We start from the raw sequence: 21,795 nt of genomic DNA, 5'->3' as shown, positions 1-21,795 counted from the left end.
AAAAGTCCCTCATTTCTTATTGATTACGTTTATATAGCTTATATAAGCCTTTTAATGTTAAAAACGGGTCGACTACATCAATAACTTGTGTCTCCCCAGCAATTAAATTCGCTAATCCTCCAGTAGCAATTACTAAAGGTTCTTCCTTACTTTGTGCTTTCATGCGATTAACAATTCCCTCAACTTGTCCAACAAAGCCATAAAAAATTCCGGCCTGCATAGCAGATACGGTTGTCTTTCCAACAATATGTGTAGAACGCAATATTTCAATACGCGGCAATCTAGCTGCCTGTGTATAGAGCGCCTCTGTTGAAATCGAAATACCCGGAGCGATAGCACCGCCCATATAATCGCCTTTTTCGTTTAAATAACAGTATGTTGTAGCAGTACCAAAATCAACGATAATCAGTGGTCCTTTATAAACATCAAGCGCTGCAATAGCGTTCACTATGCGGTCTGACCCAACTTCACGTGGGTTTTCATATTTAATATTTAATCCTGTTTTCACACCTGGTCCTACAACGAGTGGTTTTTTGCGAAAATACTTTTGACACATCGCTTCTAACGAAAACATTATCGGTGGTACAACAGAGGATATAATAATGCCTGTAATCTGTTCAAATGAAATGCCTGCATGATTAAAGAAAGATAATACTTGCATTGCGTATTCATCTTCTGTTTTATGAAGGTCTGTCACCATACGCCAATGGAAAGCCAATTGATCGTTGTCATCATAGACACCTAATACGATATTCGAATTTCCTGCATCTAAAACTAAAATCATGGTCGATGCCTCCTATTTATTGCCCCTCATCGTAATTGTACCTGTCACTATGCAATTGATACAACTAAAACAATGCATACTCATGCACAAAATGTAAAGTTAAAACACTTTAGAAAATGATACCACACTTTTATTCCTACGAAATAGCATTCATCTCACTACAAAATGGAGTCACCCTCATCATGGGTATCTCCTTTCAATAATTTATTTCCTATCACCAAAACGTGGGGTTGATTTCCGTTCCGGCTGGGTGCTTTGTTGCTGTCGCTTCGCTTTCGCACAGATAAAACATTGCCGCTGACGCTTCGCTTTCGCGCAGAGCAGAGCTTCCTGGGGGCGTCCGATGAGCCGCTTCACTCGCGTTGCTCGCTCCAGGGTCTCGGGCCAACAGATGTCTTTTGCGCGAAAGCGTAGTGCAACGTAGCGGCAGCAGAGGGTTTTGTTTGTGCGAAAGCGTAGCGACAGCAACAGCACCGATGTTGGTCACGAAGGCGTTATCACAGGATGTGATGATTTTAGCCTTCGTTCCTCTATTGCTGATCCCCAAGGAGTCACCCAGCCTCCACTTCAATCAACTTATCCGCATGACATACGTTTTAAACAAAATGACATCCAACTTTTTAGTTTGAGCGGAACCTTTTCAGGAGTTATTGACCAACTTTTAAATTTTATCGACCAACTTTTACGTTTTATCTACCAACTTCTGAATTTTATCGACCAACTTTCACGTTTTATCACCTAACTTCTAATTTTTATCGACATCCACCTTCCGAAGAGCAAAAAGGATTCACACACAAAACTGTGCGTGAATCCCTTTATTTATAGCGTTCATTCTTAAATTGCACAAATTGGAGTGGAAGGCTACTCGACTCCCGTGGGAAAGTGGGTAGCCTGGAACGGAAATCAAATTACTTTTTTAGTATGAAAATTATTTAAAATTAAATTTTTCTGGGTCTGGTCCGCAACGTAATCCATCGTTTAGTGCATCTAACTGAGCCATTTCATCCTCTGTTAATGCAAAGTCAAAGACCATTAGATTTTCAGTCATTCGTGCAGGAGTCATTGTTTTTGGAATAGTGACTACACCATGCTGTACATCATAGCGTAACACGATTTGTGCTGGTGTTTTGCCATATTTAGAAGCTAGCTGCTGAATCATTGATTCTTCTAACAAAGAACCATTCATAAGTGGTGACCATGCTTCTACCTGTATTCCTTTTTCCTTACAATAGGCACGTACTTCCTCTTGCGTTAAGTGCGGATGAAATTCAATTTGATTTATAACAGGAACAACCGACGTTTCCTTTAATAAATTTTCTAAATGGTGGACATGGAAATTACTCACACCGATTGAGCGTACACGTCCATCCTGATAGATCTTTTCAAGTGCTTTATAAACATCAACATAATTTGTATTTATACCTGGCCAGTGAACCAAATATAAATCTAAATAATTTAATCCTAATTTCTCCAAACTACGATCATAAGCTGCAAGTGTTTCTTCATAGGAGAGTCCATCATTCCAAACTTTTGATGTTACGAATAGTTCTTCACGTGTTACTAAGCCCTCGTCAATCGCTGCACGAATTCCCCGTCCAACACTTTCTTCATTACGATATACTTGAGCTGTATCAATGCTACGGTAACCTTTTGCAATAGCTGTTTTTACAGCCTCAGCCAAGTCATCACCTTCAGGTACTCGAAAAACACCATAGCCGATTAACGGCATTTCTAAACCATTATTCAATGTTACATTTCTCACGTTTCAACACTCCTATCTATTTTGGCCCCAAAACACTTAAGAACCTATATTACGCAGTTGCGCAATGTAGGTTCTATCGTAATACCTAATACCGAAAAAAGGCAAAGAAAAAGACTGCTTACATCGTAAACAGTCTTCTCTACATTAATCACGCTTTTCATCGATACCTTTTGATGTATCATTCAGCCCTCTGTCCTCTTTAGGTAAATCAGCTGTTGTAGGATTTGGTTCATTGTTAAGTAATTCTTTCTTAACAACTGGTTCACCAACAACATCTAATATTGGCTGAGTCTCAGCTTCAGGAGCTTTTTCTACAACCTTTTCTACCTCTGGTTCAGGTAAGACACCGTGATCGCGTAAATGCTCAATTTCTTGCGCATTCAATGTTTCTTTTTGCATTAATGTGTTAGCAATTAAATCAAGTAATGCACGTTTCTCAGTTAGGATTCGTTTAGTACGCTCATATTGTGAATCGATAATTTTTTGCATTTCCTTATCAATTTCATAAGCGATTGAATCAGAATAGTTTTGATCTGAATTAAAGTCACGACCAAGGAATACATTCCCACCCTGACTTGAACCAAACTGCATTGCACCAAGATTTTCACTCATACCATATTCAGTGACCATGGCACGTGCAATACTCGTTACCTTTTGGAAGTCATTATGTGCCCCAGTAGATACTTCACCAAGTACGATTTCCTCTGCCACACGACCACCAAGTAGTCCAGCAATACGGTCTAGTAGTTCTTGTTTTGTTGTGAAGAAACGTTCTTCCTTCGGTAACATAATTGCGTAACCTCCAGCTTGGCCACGAGGAACAATTGTTACTTTGTGTACTGTATCTGCTTCATCTAGCTCTAAACCAACAACTACGTGGCCGGCTTCATGGAACGATACAAGTTTCTTCTCTTTCGCTGAGTAAACGCGGCTAGCTTTTGCCGGACCTGCAATTACTCGGTCTGATGCCTCATCGATATCAGCCATATTGATTGTACGTTTGCTTTTACGAGCAGCTACAAGTGCAGCTTCATTTAACAAGTTCTCTAAGTCCGCACCCGAGAAACCTGGTGTACGTTGAGCAACAGCTGCTAAATCCACAGTATCTGATAAAGGCTTGTTGCGCGCATGTACTTTTAGAATTGCTTCACGACCTTTTACATCAGGATGTCCTACTGTAATTTGACGGTCAAATCGACCAGGACGTAATAACGCTTTATCTAAAATATCTGGGCGGTTTGTTGCAGCGATAATAATAATACCTTCGTTTGCCCCGAAACCATCCATTTCAACTAACAATTGGTTCAGTGTTTGTTCACGCTCGTCATGGCCACCACCAAGACCTGCGCCACGTTGACGACCTACCGCATCAATTTCATCGATAAAGATGATACATGGTGCGTTTTTCTTTGCATTTTCAAATAAGTCACGAACACGTGATGCACCGACACCGACAAACATTTCTACGAAGTCAGAACCTGAAATCGAGAAGAATGGTACGCCTGCTTCACCTGCTACTGCTCGTGCAAGTAATGTTTTACCTGTACCAGGAGGACCTACAAGTAAGATACCCTTTGGAATTCGAGCACCTATTTCAGTAAATTTACGGTGATCTTTTAAGAAATCAACAACCTCTACAAGCTCTGCTTTCTCTTCATCTGCACCCGCTACATCTGTAAAACGAACTTTTTTCTTCTGGTCGTCATAAAGCTTGGCTTTACTTTTACCAAAGCTCATTACTTTATTACCGCCACCTTGAGATTGACTCATTAGGAAGAAGAATAAGAAAATGATAATGATGAAAGGAATAATCCCTGTAAAGAACTGAATCCATCCACTTGTTTCTGGCGCTGTTAAAAATGTAATATTACTATTCTTATCCTTAGCAGCCTTATCGATACGGTCCATTAAAGATTGGTTTTCACGAGGGATGTTTGTAGTAAAACTTTCCCCTTTTTCATACCCCTTCATTGAACCTTCAACGATGTATACTGATTTATCAGGTTGAATTGTAGCACTTGTTATTTCATTCTTATCTAGAGCTTCTTGAAACTCAGTATAAGATAACTCTTTCGTTGGTGATTTCCCACCATTGAAAGTACCAAAAATACCGATAATCACTAAGAAAATCAGTAAATAGAATATGGTATATCGAAATATTCGATTCATCTCCAGCCTCCTCATTACAACAGAAAAATTATAAGTAAAATCTTAACATATCCTGATTTCATCATACAACGAAAAGCCCTACATAAAAAAAGATTCGTACGATTTTTGTCGAAATCAAAAAATATTATTTATCAAGTATGCTCCAGCGTAGTTGATTTATGGTTAAAAAAACTAAAAATCTATAACCTTCGCTGGAGGCTCTTACTTTTCATAGCTGTTGTTCTTACGTTAACTTCTTACTCGTTAGAAAGAATAAACTGCTGGCTTTAAAATACCGATATACGGTAAATTACGGTATTTTTCAGCGTAGTCTAAACCATACCCTACAACAAAACCGTCTGGTACTTCAAAACCAACATAATCAGCAGCTAAGTTTACTTTACGACCTGATGGTTTGTCTAACAATGTAACAATTTTGATGGATTTTGCTTTGCGGTATTTAAATAAATCTACTAAATAGCTTAATGTTAAGCCGCTATCAATAATATCCTCAATGATTAATACGTCACGTCCCTCAACGCTTGTATTTAAATCCTTTAAAATTTTAACTTCCCCTGATGAAACTGTAGCATTGCCATAGCTAGAAACATCCATAAAATCAAGCTCAATGAAAGAATCGAAACGTTTCATCAAGTCTGTCATAAATGGCATTGCCCCTTTTAAAACACCAACTGCTAGCGGGAATGCATCTTTGTATTCCTCTGTCAATTGTGCTCCTAACTCAGCGATTCTTTCTTGCAATTGTTCTTCTGTAATCATAACTTTTTCGATGTCATTTTGTAACATATTGATTCCTCCTCGAGTGTTTAAAAAAATGTTCAACCATTTGCGGTGAGATCTTACAAAGACCTTAGTCTACGATGAGCACTGTATCATCGTTTGGTTGCGGAGAAGTTGAAAAAAACATTCCCATACGCACACCAATTACCGCTACGACCTCATCAGATTGAGAAATCAGTAACGGCCAGCTATTTCGCTCATTTAAAGGAATCTTTTCATCTATAAAAAGGCGAGATAAGCGTTTTGGCTGATCCATTCCTTTTAACAGCATTCTATCCCCTTCCTTACGTGTTCTAACATGAAGCGGAAGTTTAAGTTTGCTAGCGTTAAAATAAAAAAGTTGTGCAGTATCCGTCAGCATTTCAGACGATAAATCAGGCACCTCGACTACGCATAAACGTTCACCATTTGTCAGCGTCGTCCACCCACTAGCAGTCGAAATAATCTTTTTCTCAGGAGAAGCTTGACCTTCTAATGGCTCTTTCTTCTGAATCGTTAATTTTCCATAACGGCGAACTGCTATAAAATCTTCTGGTAAGTGAACTTCAGCATACCCTGCTGTTGTATCACAAAGCTTTGAAATTGAAGTCAATAAAGCATAACTTTGTATCGTATTTGAATCTTTGTAAAGATAGTTTAATAGTATTAAAATGAGCCTCCTTTGTAAAGCAAGTGGTACCAATTGAAGAGCCTTAATTTCCATGCTATATGTATTTCCGTCTATTCTTTTTACTGTTCTAGAAAATACATCTTCTGCTAACGTCATTAAATAGGCATCGTCTTCTTGCAATTGTTTTGTAAAATGGACTATCTGCTCTGTTACTCTAGGGTTTTCTGCCTCCAACAAAGGCACCACATGATGTCTAAAACGATTGCGTACATATGTGTCCTTAGCATTGCTAGCATCTTCCCGATAATCTAAACCTTGCTTAAGTAAATATTCCCTTATTTCTGATTTTGTAACCGTTAAAAACGGACGAATTAATGTTTTTCCTTCAAAAATACGTTGTGAACGTATACCTTGCATACTATTTATCGTTGCATTTTTTGTTAAGGCCATTAATACTGACTCCAGTTGGTCGTCCGCATGATGTGCAGTTACAAGCTTACTAGCATCGTTTTTTTTCATGACCTCTTTAAAATATTGATACCGCTCTCTACGACATATAAGCTGCGTATTTCCATTTTCTAAAGCCATAATTTCTGGTATCGGAATTGCCTTTGCATATAAGTTGACATCATACTCATCACAATATTTCTGGACAAAAGCTCTGTCCTCAGCAGATGCTTTACCTCTTAGCATATGATCAACATGTACAGCTTCCACTGTAATGCCCCATTGCTCTTTTGTTTTCACAAAATAATGGAGCAAAGCCATTGAATCCACTCCACCCGAAACGGCGATGAGAAGATGGTCGTCTTGCTGTAATAATTGCTCTTCTTCGATAAATTTTTTGACCTTTAATTCAAATGACAAACGCTTCTCCTCCCCTTTTCGTTCTCTTTTATGATGAATTGCTCATAGAGTGTTGAACTGGCCTAAACACAGCCCATGTAGGTACAACATGTGTAACCTCTAGCATCAATACCGTGCAATCGTCTTCAATGTCATAGTAAGATTGGAAGGATTGCATAATTGTTGTTAGTTTTTCCTGGATGGTTTTAGTAGTGCCTGCTACTTGCTGTGCATAAGCTAAAAATACCTCTTCTTGCTCGTCCCAATCATCAACACTTGAAAATAATCCATCAGAGTGCATCAAAATCACATCGCCGGCTTTAAGCTTTCTTTTTTCAGCCTCGACTGCTGAAATGGATAAAAAACCTACAGGCGCTGCATTGCTTTCAACCTTCAGCACCTCTTTCCCACGTAAAATGTACGTGGACATTCCTCCAGCTTTCCAAGACCACAAATCACCGTGTTGTAAATCGACAAGTGCAAAATCAAGCGTTGCATACATATCATCCTGCTGCTTTAAGGACATGACATAATGCAACGTATGCATCGCAGTCTCTGGGTTCATATTGTAATTTAAACATTCTCGCATTAAATGTATTAACTTTCTACTCTCATGTTGTGCTTCTTTACTCTGCCCCATACCATCTGATAATAGAATTGCAAATAACCCTGGATGTAATTGAAATAATGCATGGGAATCACCAGAATATAGTGTCGCATCTTTAGACATGCTATATATATCATACTCTACTTCAAAGCTAATAGCTGATCTAAAGCTTACTTGAATGTGACGAAATGGTATATCACTCGCTACTACTTTTTCAATTTCAAATGGTTCTTCAAAAATATCATATAAAATCGGCAATATCATCCGTTCAGCTACAGTTGTGTCTTCCTCCCAATTGACTCGTGCTGGTGCTAAGGCACAAACAATTTTTCGTGCTCCTGGCTTATTACTAAGCACATCAAGCTGAAAACATTCAATATGTGCTTCTTTTAATCGCTGTGTAATGTCCTTTTCTACACTAACGAATGAAATAGTCTCTTCTTTCATCTCCGCTATTAACTGATTTAGATGATTGCTCATATCACGTAGCTGAAGCGCAATCATTTTCTTACCATGAAAATACTGACCATTAATGCGCTCTCTGTACAGCTCTGTTTCCAACTCCTCGAAAATTTTCGTTGATTTCACACATTTATAGCGTATTTGTTCCTCGACACGATGAATACCAGAATCCTTTCCAAGGCCTTTCATATGAAACCAGTCTGTCATAAGTTTGTCCATTCCATTAGTTTGCGCACCCCAACAGCGATCATAGCGGAAACAACTTAAGCATGTATTCATCGGTGATACTTCCTTCGCTTCTTCTATCGGAGCCGTCATAAAACGTTCAAACACAAGCTCCTTCATAAACTGTACGAAATGCTGAAAATGCTCTAATTTAAATGTAACATGCTCTGTTAACCAATTTTGGCGGGCGAGTAAGACCTCCTCACGCTGAGGAAACAGCTTGTCCCGTACCTTTTCAGAATATTTATTTGGGATAGTTAGAAAAACGATACTCCCAGCAGCAATCGATGTAAAATAAACGCTATCTAACGGCAATGTTGCATCATAAAATAAAAAAAACACACTTGGCAAAATACTGCCAATTGCCACACCAAACCTTCCAACACGGGCCCCCATCCCGGCACACAATCCTGTTAAGGTGGCTACAGACAGCATCCCCGTAAATGAAAGTTTCGCAACACCGATAAGAGTGCCGAGTACGGCTCCGATAACCGTCGCTAATGGTACACTTCCAACCAACGCACCAAAACAAATGAATAATTGTAATAAAAAAATAGGGAGTGAAAAATAACTAATGACAACCGCTTGCATCCCTGTAAGCATAGCAGCAAATACAACTAATCCAGAGCCCAGCTTTTCATAAGTCCAGTGACTCGTAAACCATTCATGTGAATTGATAAACAACACTTGCATAAATAGCGTCATAATAAGCGCTAGCGCGGCTTCGCAGCCTACATAAAATTGCACAAGCACCGGAGGTAAACCTTGATACATAACTCCCTGCCACATTATCTGCACAAGGAGTACCGCTAACGATACTGCTATACTTTGCGGTAGCTGCCAATAACGGAAGCGCATTATACATTCATACATGACAATCTGTAATGCTAAAATGAATACTTGTCCAAGACCAAGGAAAAAACATCCTGTCAAACTACCAAGCAAAACATATTTGGCATACTCCCTATACTTCGTTCGAATAATTGCCCAAAAAGGAACCGAGAAAGGTACTGCCGCTTCAAATACAACAGACTGAGCTAAAAAGAAGGATGTTAAAAAAAATAAAGAGCCTATTATTATTTGCCTTTTTTTAATTCCTAACTTCTGTTCGTCTACATTTGCCGTGTTATACCATTCAATACTCGTCAATTTACTATCCCCTTTCCGCACTTTTGGAGCTATTATAAGAAATTATGAATGGAAAGATTGTCTGACGGTGACAGATAAAAATATAAACATTTCGACTAATACATATGCATAAATACGGGATATGGCAACAATTTCTACAAAAACGAGAAGCTAAAAAAATTAGAAACATCTTTCACCACGATATTTGTTTTAAAATTAAGAAAAATCACACAACTAAACGCCACTGTCGTTCATAAAATACGTTTCTACATTTATGTCAAGTGAAGGCTTTTACATGTTTATCCTCACTTTTTCATTGATTGGGGCTCCCTTTTTCGTCAAAAATGCGACAGTCAGCAATTACGCCAATAGTTTTCTACTTAAGAACAAAAAGTTTGATAAATTCCTCAAAAAGAGCTCATCACTAAAAGTTGCGGATGACATTTAGTAAACCCCACGCGAGGGTAATAGCATAAAGGACGTTAGCTAAACCTTCGCTTTCGCACAGAAAGCATTTGTTCCCCTCGTCCCTAGGAAAGCGCATATGAAACTACTTAAAGAAAATACTTTTAGTAGCAAATCTTTTAAAAAATAATAAAAGCATATTTTTATTAATTTTTTTATAAAAACTACTTGACGTTAGTAACAAAGGCATGTATTATTTATTTTGTTGCTTAAAACAAAACGCGGAAGTAGTTCAGTGGTAGAACACCACCTTGCCAAGGTGGGGGTCGCGAGTTCGAACCTCGTCTTCCGCTCCATAATCTTAATGGCGGCCTAGCTCAGCTGGCTAGAGCGTACGGTTCATACCCGTAAGGTCGGGGGTTCGATCCCCTCGGCCGCCACCATAGTAGGCCCCTTGGTCAAGTGGTTAAGACACCGCCCTTTCACGGCGGTAACACGGGTTCGAATCCCGTAGGGGTCATCTCAAATAGGCGTCTCAGAATAATTTCTGAGACGCCTATTTTTTTTGCAAACTGGTGGTTTCGTGAGCAATTCCCCATTTTTTGTTGTCGCTTTCGCACAAACAAAATACTGTTGTTTCCAGCAGGTCCTTGGAAAGCGCAAAGTATATAGGAATCCATCCAAGTTATGGTGATGAACTTAAAAATATGGCATACTAATAATGAAAAGAACGTGTTAACTAGGAGGTTTATTTCCTTTGGGTCCATTAACTAAAGCCGCTTTAATTTGCGGAAGCGGCTCTATGATTATTCTCGTATCCATTCTTATTAATTTACCATTTGTTGTTCAAATAGTTTTACTCCTCACCGGATTAGTTGTTAGTGTTTACGGTGTATTCTTACTTGTCAAAATGGTTGTCCATCCTGCCGAAAAGTCTTCAGACAAACTTACGGAACAGGCACCCCCATCAGCTCCTAAAAAGAAAAAAAGACCGACATCCACGTTCTAGGCGTTTTAAAGCTTATTACTAGATAGATTTATGTAGTGTCTATTTTTCACGGAGTGTTTAATTATTGAAACCTTAAATTTAAGCATCGAAAAAGGGATTAGCTCTATAACAAGCTAATCCCTACTCTATTTAATACACTTTTTCTACGATTAAAACAGTCAGCAAACTACCCTCTTCTAGCTCCACGACCACCGCGTTTTGATTCTGTAGCACGTTTAAGCGTTGCTAGACGTTCGTCACTATCTTTTAAGAAACGTGCCATTTTTTGCTCAAAATTCTCTTTTGGCTGATGACGATCGTTGCGATCATTAGAACGATTATCGCGACGTGGACGTGCTGGACGCTCTGGTCTCTCTGCTTGAGGCTTTGCTTTACGGATTGAAAGACCGATCTTTCCGTCCGCTTCAACATTCATCACTTTTACTTCAACTTCATCTCCAACTTTTAGATGCTCATTGATATCTTTTACATAATTGTCAGCAACTTCACTGATGTGTACTAAGCCTGTTTTGCCGTCTGGCAGCTCAACGAATGCTCCAAAATTTGTGATTCCTGTTACTTTACCTTGTACCTTGCTGCCTACTTCAATTGACATAAAAAAAATGCTCCTCCTTAAAAATTAAGCGACTCATTTGAGTCATGTAATCAATTTAATCAAACTTTTTACTGCAATAAGCTTCTCTTTTCATTATATATAACAATAAAAGTGTGTCAACAATACATAGCTTTTCAGTCTTCTTTTTTACCTTTCTTTTCTGATACACTGTCCTTTTTATCTTTTTTCTCCGGTATATTGCCTTTTTTATCTTTTTCGTCCGGTATAATGAAAATTATTTCACCTTTTTCGGATAGAAAATAATCTTTGCGTAATAGCTTTGCAATATACTCATCACTCTCTAGCTGTTTAATTTTAAGATTTAGCGAATCTCGCTCATCTTTCAATTCAGAAAGATGTTCCTTCGCTTCAATCTTTTTCTGCTCTTTTGCAGCTAACGTTTCATTTTGATTGAAAAGTACATTTAAGAGAAAGGCAATAATAACGACTGGTACAATCGCAAAAAAAGCAATACGGCGCATTTTCCGTTTCCGCACTTGAATTTTACGATTTATAGCTTTATCCGTGTTACGGACATAGTCATTATCAAGTTTAGTATAGTTTTGTTGGCCATCTTTTGATGAACGACGGATAGTCATGCCCGCACCTCCGAAAATTATTGTTGTCTTTTATTATACTTGATAAATCGAATTTTTTTAAAAAAAGTGTTGGACAAATACGAATAAATTTTGACAAAAGGTCTTATAACAAATGCTACAATATTTATTAAGAAATTAAAAATTTGTCGAATGATAGTACTTATTAATCGTATGATGAACCATAGGGGTCTCCATGTTATATTCACTAAAATCCTTGCTACGAAACGTAAAAAAGTTTGAAAAAACGTTTGATACAAAAAAATTCCGGCTATTTGCGCTAGCGGGTCATAAGCCCGCCAAGCGCCATCTTTAAGCCAAAATAATAAATAGTATGTCAGACCTCCGAGCAGAATCCAGGTAAGTAATTCAAATACCATCATCCATCTTCGAAGGCTTGACCTTTTTGGAGTTGAAAAAACAATGAGCCTTACACTATCAATAATGAATCCGACTGCTATACCGCTCAAAACCATGACTAACAGCTGAACAAATTGTTCACTAACAATCATCCAAACAACTTATGAAGGAAACCTTTCGAGAAGCCACTTTCCTCTTCGTCGTACTGCAAGGTTTTTACAGTTCCTTCGAGTGTCAATAACCCTTTGTCAACATCTAGATGAACGATATGCAGTTCTTCTCCACGGATTAACAAATGCCCTTGGGACGTCTTAATAAAAAACTCTTCCTGATCAAAGCGTTCAATTGATTTTACAGAAGTCATGTCCATTCTTTTACGATTACGAATCGTTAAAATATGCTCTCCAGATGGAATTGTGTAACGGTTACTTTCTTGATGTAGCGTCATTTTCTTCCTCCTTTAGTCGTCCTAGCTTCTGTTCACTTTATGCGGACAACCTTCAAAGCATGACAACTTTATTTAAGTTGCTACACTTTTATCTATGGAAAAGCCAACGACAACTTCAGAAGACTCCAACACTATTGTTAACGAGATGCAGTTAAATTTAATTAATCCTCATCATCAATAAATTCAGGTTCAATTTTTTCAAGACGCTCTTCCTTCAAAATCGTAAACATTTTTGCGGCGTCTTCTTTTTTCACAGTATCACGCAATTCCTCTACACGTGCTGTCACAATCTTTTGTCCAAAACGAATAGCTAGCTCATCGCCAGCTTTAACAGCACTACTAGCTTTCGCGATCTTACCATTAATCGTAATACGGCCTTGATCTGCTACTTCCTTCGCTAATGTACGACGTTTAATTAAACGTGATACCTTTAGAAATTTATCCAATCGCATACTTTTACTCCTTTTCTAGCTGCTTTGCTTCATTCCAAAAAGCATCTAATTGTTCTAATGTATATTCAGAAAATGACTTTCCACTTTCCTTTACCTTTGCTTCCACGTAACCAAAGCGGCTCGCAAACTTCTCATTCGCATGTAACATAGCCTCTTCCGGAGATAACTTGTAAAAACGCGCTATATTCACAAGTGTGAACAAGACATCTCCAAATTCATCTAGACGTGACGCATTTGTACCTTTCGTCACCTCATGGCGAAATTCCTGCCACTCCTCTGCAAACTTGTCCCACGCGCCATCTACATCAGGCCAATCAAACCCTACTTTCGCAGCTCTTTTTTGATAATTATAGGCTGTTTGTAGGGCAGAGGACGCCCGGTACTCCTCTTTTAATAGCGGTTTTTCACTTATACCTTTTTCTTCTGCTTTTATAACTTCCCAATTTGCTACAACGGCCTCAGCATCTTCCACCGATACATCTCCAAATACATGTGGGTGTCGACGAATCATTTTTTCACTTATTGAAGCCAATACATCTTCCAATGTAAAGTAACCTTGATCTTCTCCGATTTGCGCATGAAGGAATACTTGTAATAGTACATCTCCAAGCTCCTCAATCATTGCAAAGTCATCCTCCGCATCTACTGCAGCTAAATATTCATGTGCTTCTTCTAGTAAATATTTTTTCAATGATTCATGTGTTTGCTTTTGATCCCACGGACAGCCATTCGGACCTCGTAAAACAGCAATAATTTGACGGAAGGTTGTCCAGTCTCGTAAAGCGTCCTCTTGTGATTTCACAGGTGGCACGTATACGGTTGTTAAATTATTCACCTCAACACTTTGGTCAAGCTCATAAAGTGGTACCGTCACTAATTTTTCCTGTGACGAGCCGGCTGCTGTAACGACTGTGACAGGGTATTCGTCATCGTATTTCTCCATTAACGTTAGCTTTACTTCCGATGCGCTGAATGTGTCATATACTTGAGCTATTAAAATATGTTGACGCATGTTAATGTCGTGCATAGAAAAGCTAGTGCCATCCAGCAGTTGAAAGCCCTCAATCGGGTCGATTTTTAACGCGCCGAATATTGGATCTAAGAAGCTTTGTCCACCTTCTATAACTAGCTTTACTTTCCCCTCATCTGCAGCATCAATAAGCAATTGTACAGTCTGCTCAGCAACCAGTGGATGTCCTGGGACAGCATACATGACATCTTCGATTGCTGCAGCAGCTACAAGTTTTTCTGCAATTTCTTCATATACCGGCTGGAATGAATTATGTTTTTCATAGACTGCGTCAAAACTTTCAAATTGTAAGCCCTCAGCCGATAATTCCTCTAATACAGGATGATCTACTGTGCGAACATATAATTTTTTAGCCGCTTTTAATTTTTTATAGACACCCATTTGCAGCTGATTAAAATCACCCGCACCTAGACCAATAACTGTTAAAGTATTCAATTAATCCACCTACTTCTTCTGATTTAACCATAATTGATAAACTGCCATTTTCCGCCCAAACGGTAGTAAGTACCACTCTTTTTCGGCAAGCACTCGTAACTTAGCAATTATTGTGACCATTACAAATGCACCTAAACATACTGCTGTAAAACCTGCTACCACCGCGACAGATCGAGGCGATAAAAATTGGTTTAGCAACGATGGTATAAACTGCAGCCAAATTAGCACTACAGCTGCCATACTAAGTGATGCGATCCCCACTTTTTTATAAAAGTTGACTGGCGCTAATTGAATGGCAGTAATTTTTTTTAAATAGAAAATAAGCATGAGGGCAGTAAACAAAAGACCCACATTATTAGCAATAGCCGCACCTACTACACCAAATAAACTAATTGTCAGCACATTCAATATTATTTTTAGTATAAAACCAACAACCAAAAATAAGGCCGGCTTTTTTAATTTCCCATAGCCTTGCAAAATAGCTGTAAATGTCAAAATAATCGACAAAGGCACAACTTGTAATACATATACCATAAGGACTCCTGACAGTGAATCTGTTTTAAAGAGCATGGCATTAATGTAAGGCATAACAAGTACTAAACCTAAAGAGGCTGCCCACCCAAATAACACTGACGCTTTATACGTTAATTGTATAAACGGAATGGCATTACGGCCTTCCTGTTTTTTTGACATATGCGCGACAAGTGGCACAATAGCGAGTGAAAGTGAAGAAGCAATAACAACTCCGAGCTGTACCAACGGCTGCCCACGATCATAAACGCCTTTTGTTGCCTTTGCTACCGTCTGATCCATTCCACCTTCGATTAATAGTGAATAAATTGTAAAGGAATCAACTAACTGATAGCCAAGCAACAACAAGCCACTCATACTTACACTTAAACTTAGCAATGTAACTTCTTTAATAATTGGAAAACTCTCAATACGTGGCTGTTGTTTCTTATTTTTAACTAGACCAAAACGTTTTTTAAAGATCCACGCCAGTAATAAAAAGCCTACAATTTCACCAATAACTGTACCTATTATGGCCATTTGTCCAGCACTATATAGTGATTCTGTCGTCTTCATAATGATATATGTTCCTGCTAAAATGACAGATACTCTCACAGCCTGTTCTAGGACTTGCGCATAAGCAATTGGCTCCATAATGCCTCTCGATTGGAAGCCGCCTTTTAAAATAGCATGAGCCGGCATGACAAGCACTATAAATGAACCCGTCCGTATTAAAGGTGCAAGCTGAGTATCGCCCATAAGCTGCGCAATTATTTCAGCACCACTAAATAAAACAACAAAAAACAATAACGAGAGTACTGTTAAAAAGCGAAAAACAATACGCATTATACCGTTTCGTTTTTGATTTCGCTCTAGTGGATCTAAAATACAATCATTATCTGCAAGCATTTTAGATATCGCTACTGCAAAGCCACTAGATGTCCATACAACAAAAATAGATATAACTGGATACACCTGCTGATAAATATAAAATCCTTCATCCCCAACAAGATTTTGAAAAGGCACACGATAAATTGCGCTAAAAACCTTCACAATAAGAGCAGCAATTGTAAGTAAAGCCGCGCCTTTCATGTAGCTTTTCATGCCAAAACGTTCCGACATAAATTGCCCTCTTTCCTTCTTTAACAATGCCAATAGTATAGCATATCTCCAAAGTTTGACGCGCTTGATAGGACTACCATAAAACTATGTACAAAAAAAAGTTATTGTTCAGCCTAAAAGGTCAGCGCAATAACTTTCAATTCTGATTAACTATTCATTTGTTTAGCTAAGAAGTTAGCAGCTGTTTCTACAACTTTCACTTCAACTTCACCAACAAAATGTACCTTAGACAACACGATAATACAGCCGATTGGATCGCCGTTTACCATAATAGGTGTTGCGCAATAAGACTTTACTTGTTCATATTGCCCAGGAACAATCTCGATAGTTGTTTCCATTTTTTCTATTTTTGTTGAACGCTCGTCCATAAAACTTTCCGCAAAAGATGTAATGCGACGATTAATATACTCTTTCTTGCCGATTCCTGAGACAGCAATTACTTCATCTCGGTCGGTTACAAATGCTGGAGTACCTAACGTTTCATATAATGTTTCTACATATTCTCTTGCAAATTCTCCCAAATCATTAATTGGAGAATATTTCTTTAAAATGACTTCGCCTTCACGGTCTGTATAAATTTCTAGCGGGTCACCCTCACGAATACGTAGCGTCCTACGAATTTCTTTTGGAATAACCACACGCCCTAAATCATCAATACGACGAACAATTCCTGTTGCCTTCATTCTTAATCCTCGCTTTCGCTACAATGAAATTTTTTTCAATTTTAGTATGGTTTTTTATGAAGCAATCTATGCAAAAACTGAAGAAAAAGGATTTCACATCCAACAATATTTTCAAAAAGTCCTTAAAAACCTAAGCAAATACTTTAACATGTAGAATTTTTTCAATCAACTTACCTTAGATTAGCCACAAAAACAAATTTTTATAAATAAAATTATAATAAAAAAAAATTACCAGGAAATAATATTAATTCAATCTTTACCATATCGTCAATATGCCAAAAGAATGTTTATTACAAATGAAATTTCATACAAAGTGATACTTTTACCCTTATTTTCCCTGCTATCTAGCTCTTGAGTCTCAATTCGCAATGTTACCCTCTAAAGTGTCACAAAGTCTATAGTTCAAAACGATCAATGAAGATAAAGCTACATAACATTCTCAAAGATTTCCTTGGCATTTTGTTGACAATAAAAGCTGATCATTATCCATATTGAGATAAGATCAGCTTTTCTTCAATTATTGTTTTTTTGCGTTTGCGATAATATGCATCATTTCTTCTAAAATATCAAAGGGTTGATATTTCCCACACTTTCGTTCATCAATCGTTAATTTCAATTGCATACCATCCATACCAAAACCGACAGCACGTTCAAATTTCATGGATTCTTCCACAATTTTACCGCCATCAACTTGTCCTGTACCTTCTTCAGACAACAATATTGTGATGATTTTTTGTTTTTCTTTTACAGATAATACACCTGTATTTAAGCCCCATACCTTCATACGTGCAATTCGCAGTAAACGCTCTGTTTCAATTGGAAGATCACCGAAACGATCCTGTAATTCCTCCATGATTTCACTATACTCATCCACTTGATCCATCGCTTTAATACGTTTATACATTTGAATTTTTTGATAGCCATCAGGAATGTATACATCCGGGATATACGCATCAACACTCAATAAAATTTCGATATCAGGCTTCTCTTCTTTCTTCACACCTGTTTGACGCTCAGCAATCGCCTCTTCCAGCATTTGTGAATACAAGTCAAAACCGACGGAGTCAATAAAGCCATGTTGCTGCGCTCCAAGTAAGTTTCCAGCCCCACGAATAGATAAGTCACGCATAGCAATTTTAAATCCGGAACCTAACTCTGTGAATTCTTTAATCGCTTGTAATCTTTGTTCAGCTACATCTGTTAGAACTTTATCACGCTGATACATAAAGTAAGCATACGCCACCCTATTAGAACGTCCAACACGCCCACGCAATTGATAAAGCTGCGCTAAGCCCATTCGATCAGCATCATGAACAATCAATGTGTTAACGTTTGGTATATCTACACCCGTCTCAATAATAGTTGTCGTTACGAGCACATCGTAGTCACCTTCTAAAAAGGCTAATATGACAGATTCTAATTCTGATTCCGTCATTTTGCCATGTGCATGCCCAATACGCGCCTCTGGGACAAGCATTTGAATTTCATCAACCTTACGTGCCATATCTTCTACGCGATTGTATAGGTAGAATACTTGCCCACCACGCGCCATTTCTCTCTCAATTGCTTCCCGTACTAATGCACCACTATGCTCCATTACATAGGTTTGCACAGGGAAACGGTTTGCTGGTGGCGTTTCAATTACCGATAAATCACGAACACCTACCATCGACATATGAAGTGTTCTTGGGATAGGCGTTGCCGTTAGCGTTAATACATCGACATTCGTCTTTAGTTGTTTAATTTTTTCTTTATGCGTAACACCAAAACGTTGCTCCTCATCAACAATCAACAGTCCAAGGTCTTGAAACGATAAATCTTTAGATAAAATTCGATGCGTTCCCACGACAATATCAACTTGACCTTCTTTTAAACCCTTTAACGTCGCCGTTTGCTCTTTTTTTGAGCGGAAACGAGACAAGAGACCGACATTGATAGCAAAGTCTTGGAATCTCTCACGAATCGTTTCATAATGTTGCTGCGCTAAAATCGTTGTCGGCACAAGAAAAGCTACCTGCTTGCCGTCTTGGATTGCTTTAAATGCCGCACGAATCGCTACCTCTGTTTTACCATACCCTACGTCTCCGCAAACAAGACGATCCATCGGACGCTCACGCTCCATATCGCGTTTCACTTCGATAATTGAACGTAACTGATCCTCGGTTTCATCATAGGGGAATGAAGCCTCAAAACTGCGCTGATCGTCGTTGTCAATCGCGAATGCATGACCTTTCTCTGCTTCACGTTTCGCATACAGCTTAATTAAATCATCCGCAATATCTTGTACAGCAGAGGATACTTTCGCTTTTGCTTTTTTCCACTCTGCTCCACCTAATTTATGTAGCTTCGGTTCTCGGTCTTCAGATGCTACATATTTTTGAATTAAATCGATTTGCTCTACTGGAACATATAACTTATCGTCTGCACGGTATCGAATGTGTAAATAATCCTTATGTGTACCATTTACCTCTAATGTTTCTAAACCTATATATTTCCCAATACCGTGATGTACATGAACGACATAGTCACCCGGTTTAATTTCTGTATAGCTTTTAATACGTTCTGCGTTTGTCATTTTTTGAGGACGTGCTTTTTTCTTTGCCTGTTGTTTAAATAGCTCATCCTCTGTGACAATTACCAAGCGTTGTAGCGGTAATTCAAAGCCGCTAGATAATGAGCCATCCACAATATAAATACCCGCTTCTGTCGGGTTACCAATTGTCGCATGAATATCATATTCCTCTAGCATTTGCTGTACACGCTTAACACGATCTTTATCTCTCGCAACAATCAGTACTGTAAACTTTCCAAGTAGCCAGCGTTCAACCTCACTTTGTAATAATGACATTTGTCCATGGAATTGCTGCATTGGCTTGCAAGAAAAGTTCGTCGTCTTAGTAAAAGATACACCCGCAAATGTTCGTGAAAATAATGAGAAATATAGTTTCTGCTGAGACAGCATTGCTAGAATTTCTTTCAAAGAGAATGCTGGCTTTACATCATGCACCATTCTCCCTTCTTCGATTAATGATAAAAACCATTCATCTTCTTCACGTTCCCAGGCATCCATAACCTCCTGAATACGCCCAAGTTCATCAAACAGCACAATGCCATCATGTACAAAATAATCTCCTAAACAGGCTGTTTTCTCATACAATAACGAACCATATTTATTGACGTAGTCTGGTAAATTACCTTGTTGTAACAATTCAATATCGTATTGAATATGCTGATACAGTAACTCCTTAGTCTCCTGCTTTTTAACTTTCTTTAAGCTTGTTGCTAATGCCGCTTCTAAACGACCTGCCAAAGCCATTCTTTCTTCCTTTGTCAAAATAACTTCTGACGCAGGCAGGATACGAACCTCCGGTAATTTATCAATGGAACGTTGATCATCCGCAGAAAATGTTCGAATCGAGTCCACTTCCGTATCAAATAATTCTATGCGAATTGGCGACTCTAAATATGGTGGATAAATATCTAATATGCCTCCACGCAATGCAAACTCTCCAGGTGTTGTCACCATCGAATTGCGTACGTACCCCATCTCTACTAATGTTTGCAACCATTCATCTATCTGAATATCTTCACCTACTGCTGTTTGCAAAAAATACTGTAGCCAATGTTCTTTAGGCTGCATCATTTTGCGTAAGCCCGCAACCGGTATCACATAAACAGCTTTTTCACCTCTAGCCAGGCAATCAAGTGTTGCGATTCGCTCAGCACGTAACTCTGGAGAGGCAACTGACAAATCTGCAGCAATAAACTCATCGGCAGGATAATAATGAACATGCTCCTCACCTAAAAGTCCCGCCAGCTCGTCAACCATTTTTTGTGCTTGCAATAGATTAGGAGATACAATATAAATCGGTTTTTTTACATATTCGAATAACGCATCGACCATTACAGGGCGCGCGCTTCCAGTTAATCCTGTAATAAGCTGTGTTGCAGAATGGCCACTCTGAATCTCCTGTAAAAATGATGTGATATGTTTGTCCTGCCCCACAAGCTGTCGTAAAACTTCCACTGTCAAAAGCTCCTTTCAGCGCATAATTCTATTCGCCATTACTAGTAATCTAGTACTATACATACGCATCTTTATTAGTATTTTAAAATTGCGTCCGGAATCGGCTTTATGCATAGACCTGCGTGAGGGCCGACATGATGTCGGCCATTTCGGTAATGCCACAGGATGTGGCGTTTTTACCGATGCAGTCAGTTAGCCATTATCGCATGGATGCGATGGTTTTAGGTTAACCTCCTATATAAGAGCTCCTTCCCGATTCCGTGACAAGTCAAATGGAAAAAGCTTTGAACGCACGTGATGTGCGCCAAAGCATCCCTCCAATTATTGAATCCATTTATTGAGTGCGTGATAATCTGGATATTGTTTCAGCGAATCCTCACATTGCTCACAAATGCAGTGAACTGTCGTTTGTCCATGTTGATCTTTCTCAACATAATCATCCGCTTCACCCAATTCGAAAATATGAAGTTTTCGAATTGTATCATCTGCATCAAATGGTAGTGTTCCTATTTCTACTTCACAATGCCGACATCGATAGCGTACTGACATCTCCAAATCATCCTCCTTTAAGCAACTTACTACTTAAAGTATAGACATTTCTAAAACAGATTATGCACTTCCAAGTTTGCCTTGGCGTCCTTAAATATAGAGAATAATTTTCGCATTGTGTTTAAGACTATACTGTATATTTAATTAGCTATAGCTGACGCTTTGCTTTCGCTACTAAAACATCTATAGCTGGCGCTTTGC

At 38.6% G+C, this 21,795-nt stretch carries 18 protein-coding genes and 3 tRNA genes; 5 read left to right on the top strand and 16 right to left on the bottom strand.

Annotation, left to right across the window (positions count from 1 at the left end; translation table 11 throughout):
• Positions 1-16 precede the first annotated feature (16 nt).
• Positions 17-784 carry a type III pantothenate kinase gene (locus MOK21_RS21885; protein WP_249076063.1) on the bottom strand — a complete coding sequence of 256 codons (768 nt, stop codon included), beginning with the start codon at positions 782-784 and terminating at the stop codon, positions 17-19.
• A 445-nt stretch (positions 785-1,229) separates the two neighbouring features.
• On the opposite strand from MOK21_RS21885, the gene MOK21_RS21880 reads away from it, so the two are divergent.
• Positions 1,230-1,526: a hypothetical protein gene (locus MOK21_RS21880; protein ID WP_249076062.1), complete on the top strand. Its 297-nt coding sequence runs from the start codon at positions 1,230-1,232 to the stop codon at positions 1,524-1,526.
• 186 nt (positions 1,527-1,712) lie between these two features.
• Here MOK21_RS21880 and MOK21_RS21875 read toward each other — a convergent pair whose 3' ends face one another.
• From MOK21_RS21875 to MOK21_RS21855, 5 genes are all read right to left on the bottom strand, one after another.
• Positions 1,713-2,546, bottom strand: coding sequence for an aldo/keto reductase (locus tag MOK21_RS21875; RefSeq protein ID WP_308221952.1), 834 nt, complete (start codon positions 2,544-2,546; stop codon positions 1,713-1,715).
• A gap of 144 nt (positions 2,547-2,690) precedes the next feature.
• Positions 2,691-4,715, bottom strand: coding sequence for an ATP-dependent zinc metalloprotease FtsH (ftsH, locus tag MOK21_RS21870; protein WP_249076061.1), 2,025 nt, complete (start codon positions 4,713-4,715; stop codon positions 2,691-2,693).
• A 243-nt stretch (positions 4,716-4,958) separates the two neighbouring features.
• Positions 4,959-5,501: a hypoxanthine phosphoribosyltransferase gene (gene hpt / locus MOK21_RS21865; RefSeq protein WP_249076060.1), complete on the bottom strand. Its 543-nt coding sequence runs from the start codon at positions 5,499-5,501 to the stop codon at positions 4,959-4,961.
• A gap of 64 nt (positions 5,502-5,565) precedes the next feature.
• The gene (gene tilS, locus MOK21_RS21860) at positions 5,566-6,972 is read right to left on the bottom strand and encodes a tRNA lysidine(34) synthetase TilS (RefSeq protein ID WP_249076059.1); all 1,407 of its coding nucleotides are present in this window, start codon (positions 6,970-6,972) and stop codon (positions 5,566-5,568) included.
• Between the two features lie 28 nt (positions 6,973-7,000).
• Positions 7,001-9,394 (bottom strand): SpoIIE family protein phosphatase, encoded by a 2,394-nt coding sequence (locus MOK21_RS21855; RefSeq protein WP_249076058.1) that lies wholly within the window; start codon positions 9,392-9,394, stop codon positions 7,001-7,003.
• A 665-nt stretch (positions 9,395-10,059) separates the two neighbouring features.
• Here MOK21_RS21855 and MOK21_RS21850 point away from each other — a divergent pair.
• The 4 genes from MOK21_RS21850 to MOK21_RS21835 all read left to right on the top strand — a co-directional run bounded on the left by MOK21_RS21850 (position 10,060) and on the right by MOK21_RS21835 (position 10,787).
• Positions 10,060-10,134: transfer RNA gene (locus tag MOK21_RS21850), tRNA-Gly, on the top strand.
• Positions 10,135-10,144: 10 nt separating this feature from the next.
• A tRNA-Met gene (locus MOK21_RS21845) sits at positions 10,145-10,221 on the top strand.
• A 5-nt stretch (positions 10,222-10,226) separates the two neighbouring features.
• Positions 10,227-10,298 (top strand) — tRNA-Glu (locus MOK21_RS21840).
• A 237-nt stretch (positions 10,299-10,535) separates the two neighbouring features.
• A complete protein-coding gene (locus MOK21_RS21835; protein WP_249076057.1) occupies positions 10,536-10,787 on the top strand; it encodes a hypothetical protein in 252 nt (83 codons plus the stop codon).
• A gap of 166 nt (positions 10,788-10,953) precedes the next feature.
• Here the strand turns inward: MOK21_RS21835 and MOK21_RS21830 are convergent, their stop codons facing one another.
• From MOK21_RS21830 to MOK21_RS21785, 10 genes are all read right to left on the bottom strand, one after another.
• Complete coding sequence (locus MOK21_RS21830; RefSeq protein ID WP_036215142.1) at positions 10,954-11,382, bottom strand: S1 domain-containing RNA-binding protein; 429 nt, start codon at positions 11,380-11,382, stop codon at positions 10,954-10,956.
• A 134-nt stretch (positions 11,383-11,516) separates the two neighbouring features.
• Positions 11,517-11,981 carry an FtsB family cell division protein gene (locus tag MOK21_RS21825; RefSeq protein ID WP_249076056.1) on the bottom strand — a complete coding sequence of 155 codons (465 nt, stop codon included), beginning with the start codon at positions 11,979-11,981 and terminating at the stop codon, positions 11,517-11,519.
• A 17-nt stretch (positions 11,982-11,998) separates the two neighbouring features.
• Positions 11,999-12,490, bottom strand: coding sequence for a spore cortex biosynthesis protein YabQ (gene yabQ, locus MOK21_RS21820; protein WP_349294169.1), 492 nt, complete (start codon positions 12,488-12,490; stop codon positions 11,999-12,001).
• On the bottom strand, positions 12,487-12,786 hold the full coding sequence (gene yabP, locus MOK21_RS21815) for a sporulation protein YabP (RefSeq protein WP_004229167.1): 300 nt from the start codon (positions 12,784-12,786) through the stop codon (positions 12,487-12,489). The genes yabQ and yabP overlap by 4 nt, the downstream gene beginning before the upstream one ends.
• Positions 12,787-12,947: 161 nt before the next feature.
• Positions 12,948-13,238, bottom strand: a complete 291-nt coding sequence (locus MOK21_RS21810) for an RNA-binding S4 domain-containing protein (RefSeq protein WP_049667371.1) — start codon at positions 13,236-13,238, stop codon at positions 12,948-12,950.
• A 4-nt stretch (positions 13,239-13,242) separates the two neighbouring features.
• On the bottom strand, positions 13,243-14,703 hold the full coding sequence (gene yabN, locus MOK21_RS21805) for a bifunctional methyltransferase/pyrophosphohydrolase YabN (RefSeq protein ID WP_249076055.1): 1,461 nt from the start codon (positions 14,701-14,703) through the stop codon (positions 13,243-13,245).
• Positions 14,704-14,712: 9 nt separating this feature from the next.
• The gene (locus tag MOK21_RS21800) at positions 14,713-16,335 is read right to left on the bottom strand and encodes a putative polysaccharide biosynthesis protein (RefSeq protein ID WP_249076054.1); all 1,623 of its coding nucleotides are present in this window, start codon (positions 16,333-16,335) and stop codon (positions 14,713-14,715) included.
• A gap of 146 nt (positions 16,336-16,481) precedes the next feature.
• The gene (gene spoVT / locus MOK21_RS21795; RefSeq protein WP_249076053.1) at positions 16,482-17,018 is read right to left on the bottom strand and encodes a stage V sporulation protein T; all 537 of its coding nucleotides are present in this window, start codon (positions 17,016-17,018) and stop codon (positions 16,482-16,484) included.
• Between the two features lie 517 nt (positions 17,019-17,535).
• Positions 17,536-21,045 carry a transcription-repair coupling factor gene (mfd, locus tag MOK21_RS21790; RefSeq protein WP_249076052.1) on the bottom strand — a complete coding sequence of 1,170 codons (3,510 nt, stop codon included), beginning with the start codon at positions 21,043-21,045 and terminating at the stop codon, positions 17,536-17,538.
• A 321-nt stretch (positions 21,046-21,366) separates the two neighbouring features.
• The gene (locus MOK21_RS21785) at positions 21,367-21,594 is read right to left on the bottom strand and encodes an anti-sigma-F factor Fin (protein ID WP_004229176.1); all 228 of its coding nucleotides are present in this window, start codon (positions 21,592-21,594) and stop codon (positions 21,367-21,369) included.
• Positions 21,595-21,795 lie beyond the last annotated feature (201 nt).

Origin of the sequence: Lysinibacillus sp. BPa_S21 (assembly GCF_023337795.1) — a bacterium.
In the GTDB taxonomy this organism is placed as follows: domain Bacteria; phylum Bacillota; class Bacilli; order Bacillales_A; family Planococcaceae; genus Lysinibacillus.
Note: the sequence above shows the minus strand (reverse complement) of the source record. Positions and strands in the feature narration are given on the sequence as shown.

What these genes read in the sequence shown, in the direction of transcription:
- MOK21_RS21885 (WP_249076063.1), bottom strand. Translation starts at nt 784, where the DNA reads ATGATTTTAGTTTTAGATGCAGGAAATTCGAATATCGTATTAGGTGTC.
- ftsH (WP_249076061.1), bottom strand. Translation starts at nt 4,715, where the DNA reads ATGAATCGAATATTTCGATATACCATATTCTATTTACTGATTTTCTTA.
- hpt (WP_249076060.1), bottom strand. Translation starts at nt 5,501, where the DNA reads ATGTTACAAAATGACATCGAAAAAGTTATGATTACAGAAGAACAATTG.
- MOK21_RS21830 (WP_036215142.1), bottom strand. Translation starts at nt 11,382, where the DNA reads ATGTCAATTGAAGTAGGCAGCAAGGTACAAGGTAAAGTAACAGGAATC.
- MOK21_RS21825 (WP_249076056.1), bottom strand. Translation starts at nt 11,981, where the DNA reads ATGACTATCCGTCGTTCATCAAAAGATGGCCAACAAAACTATACTAAA.
- yabQ (WP_349294169.1), bottom strand. Translation starts at nt 12,490, where the DNA reads ATGATTGTTAGTGAACAATTTGTTCAGCTGTTAGTCATGGTTTTGAGC.
- yabP (WP_004229167.1), bottom strand. Translation starts at nt 12,786, where the DNA reads ATGACGCTACATCAAGAAAGTAACCGTTACACAATTCCATCTGGAGAG.
- MOK21_RS21810 (WP_049667371.1), bottom strand. Translation starts at nt 13,238, where the DNA reads ATGCGATTGGATAAATTTCTAAAGGTATCACGTTTAATTAAACGTCGT.
- MOK21_RS21800 (WP_249076054.1), bottom strand. Translation starts at nt 16,335, where the DNA reads ATGTCGGAACGTTTTGGCATGAAAAGCTACATGAAAGGCGCGGCTTTA.
- spoVT (WP_249076053.1), bottom strand. Translation starts at nt 17,018, where the DNA reads ATGAAGGCAACAGGAATTGTTCGTCGTATTGATGATTTAGGGCGTGTG.
- MOK21_RS21785 (WP_004229176.1), bottom strand. Translation starts at nt 21,594, where the DNA reads ATGTCAGTACGCTATCGATGTCGGCATTGTGAAGTAGAAATAGGAACA.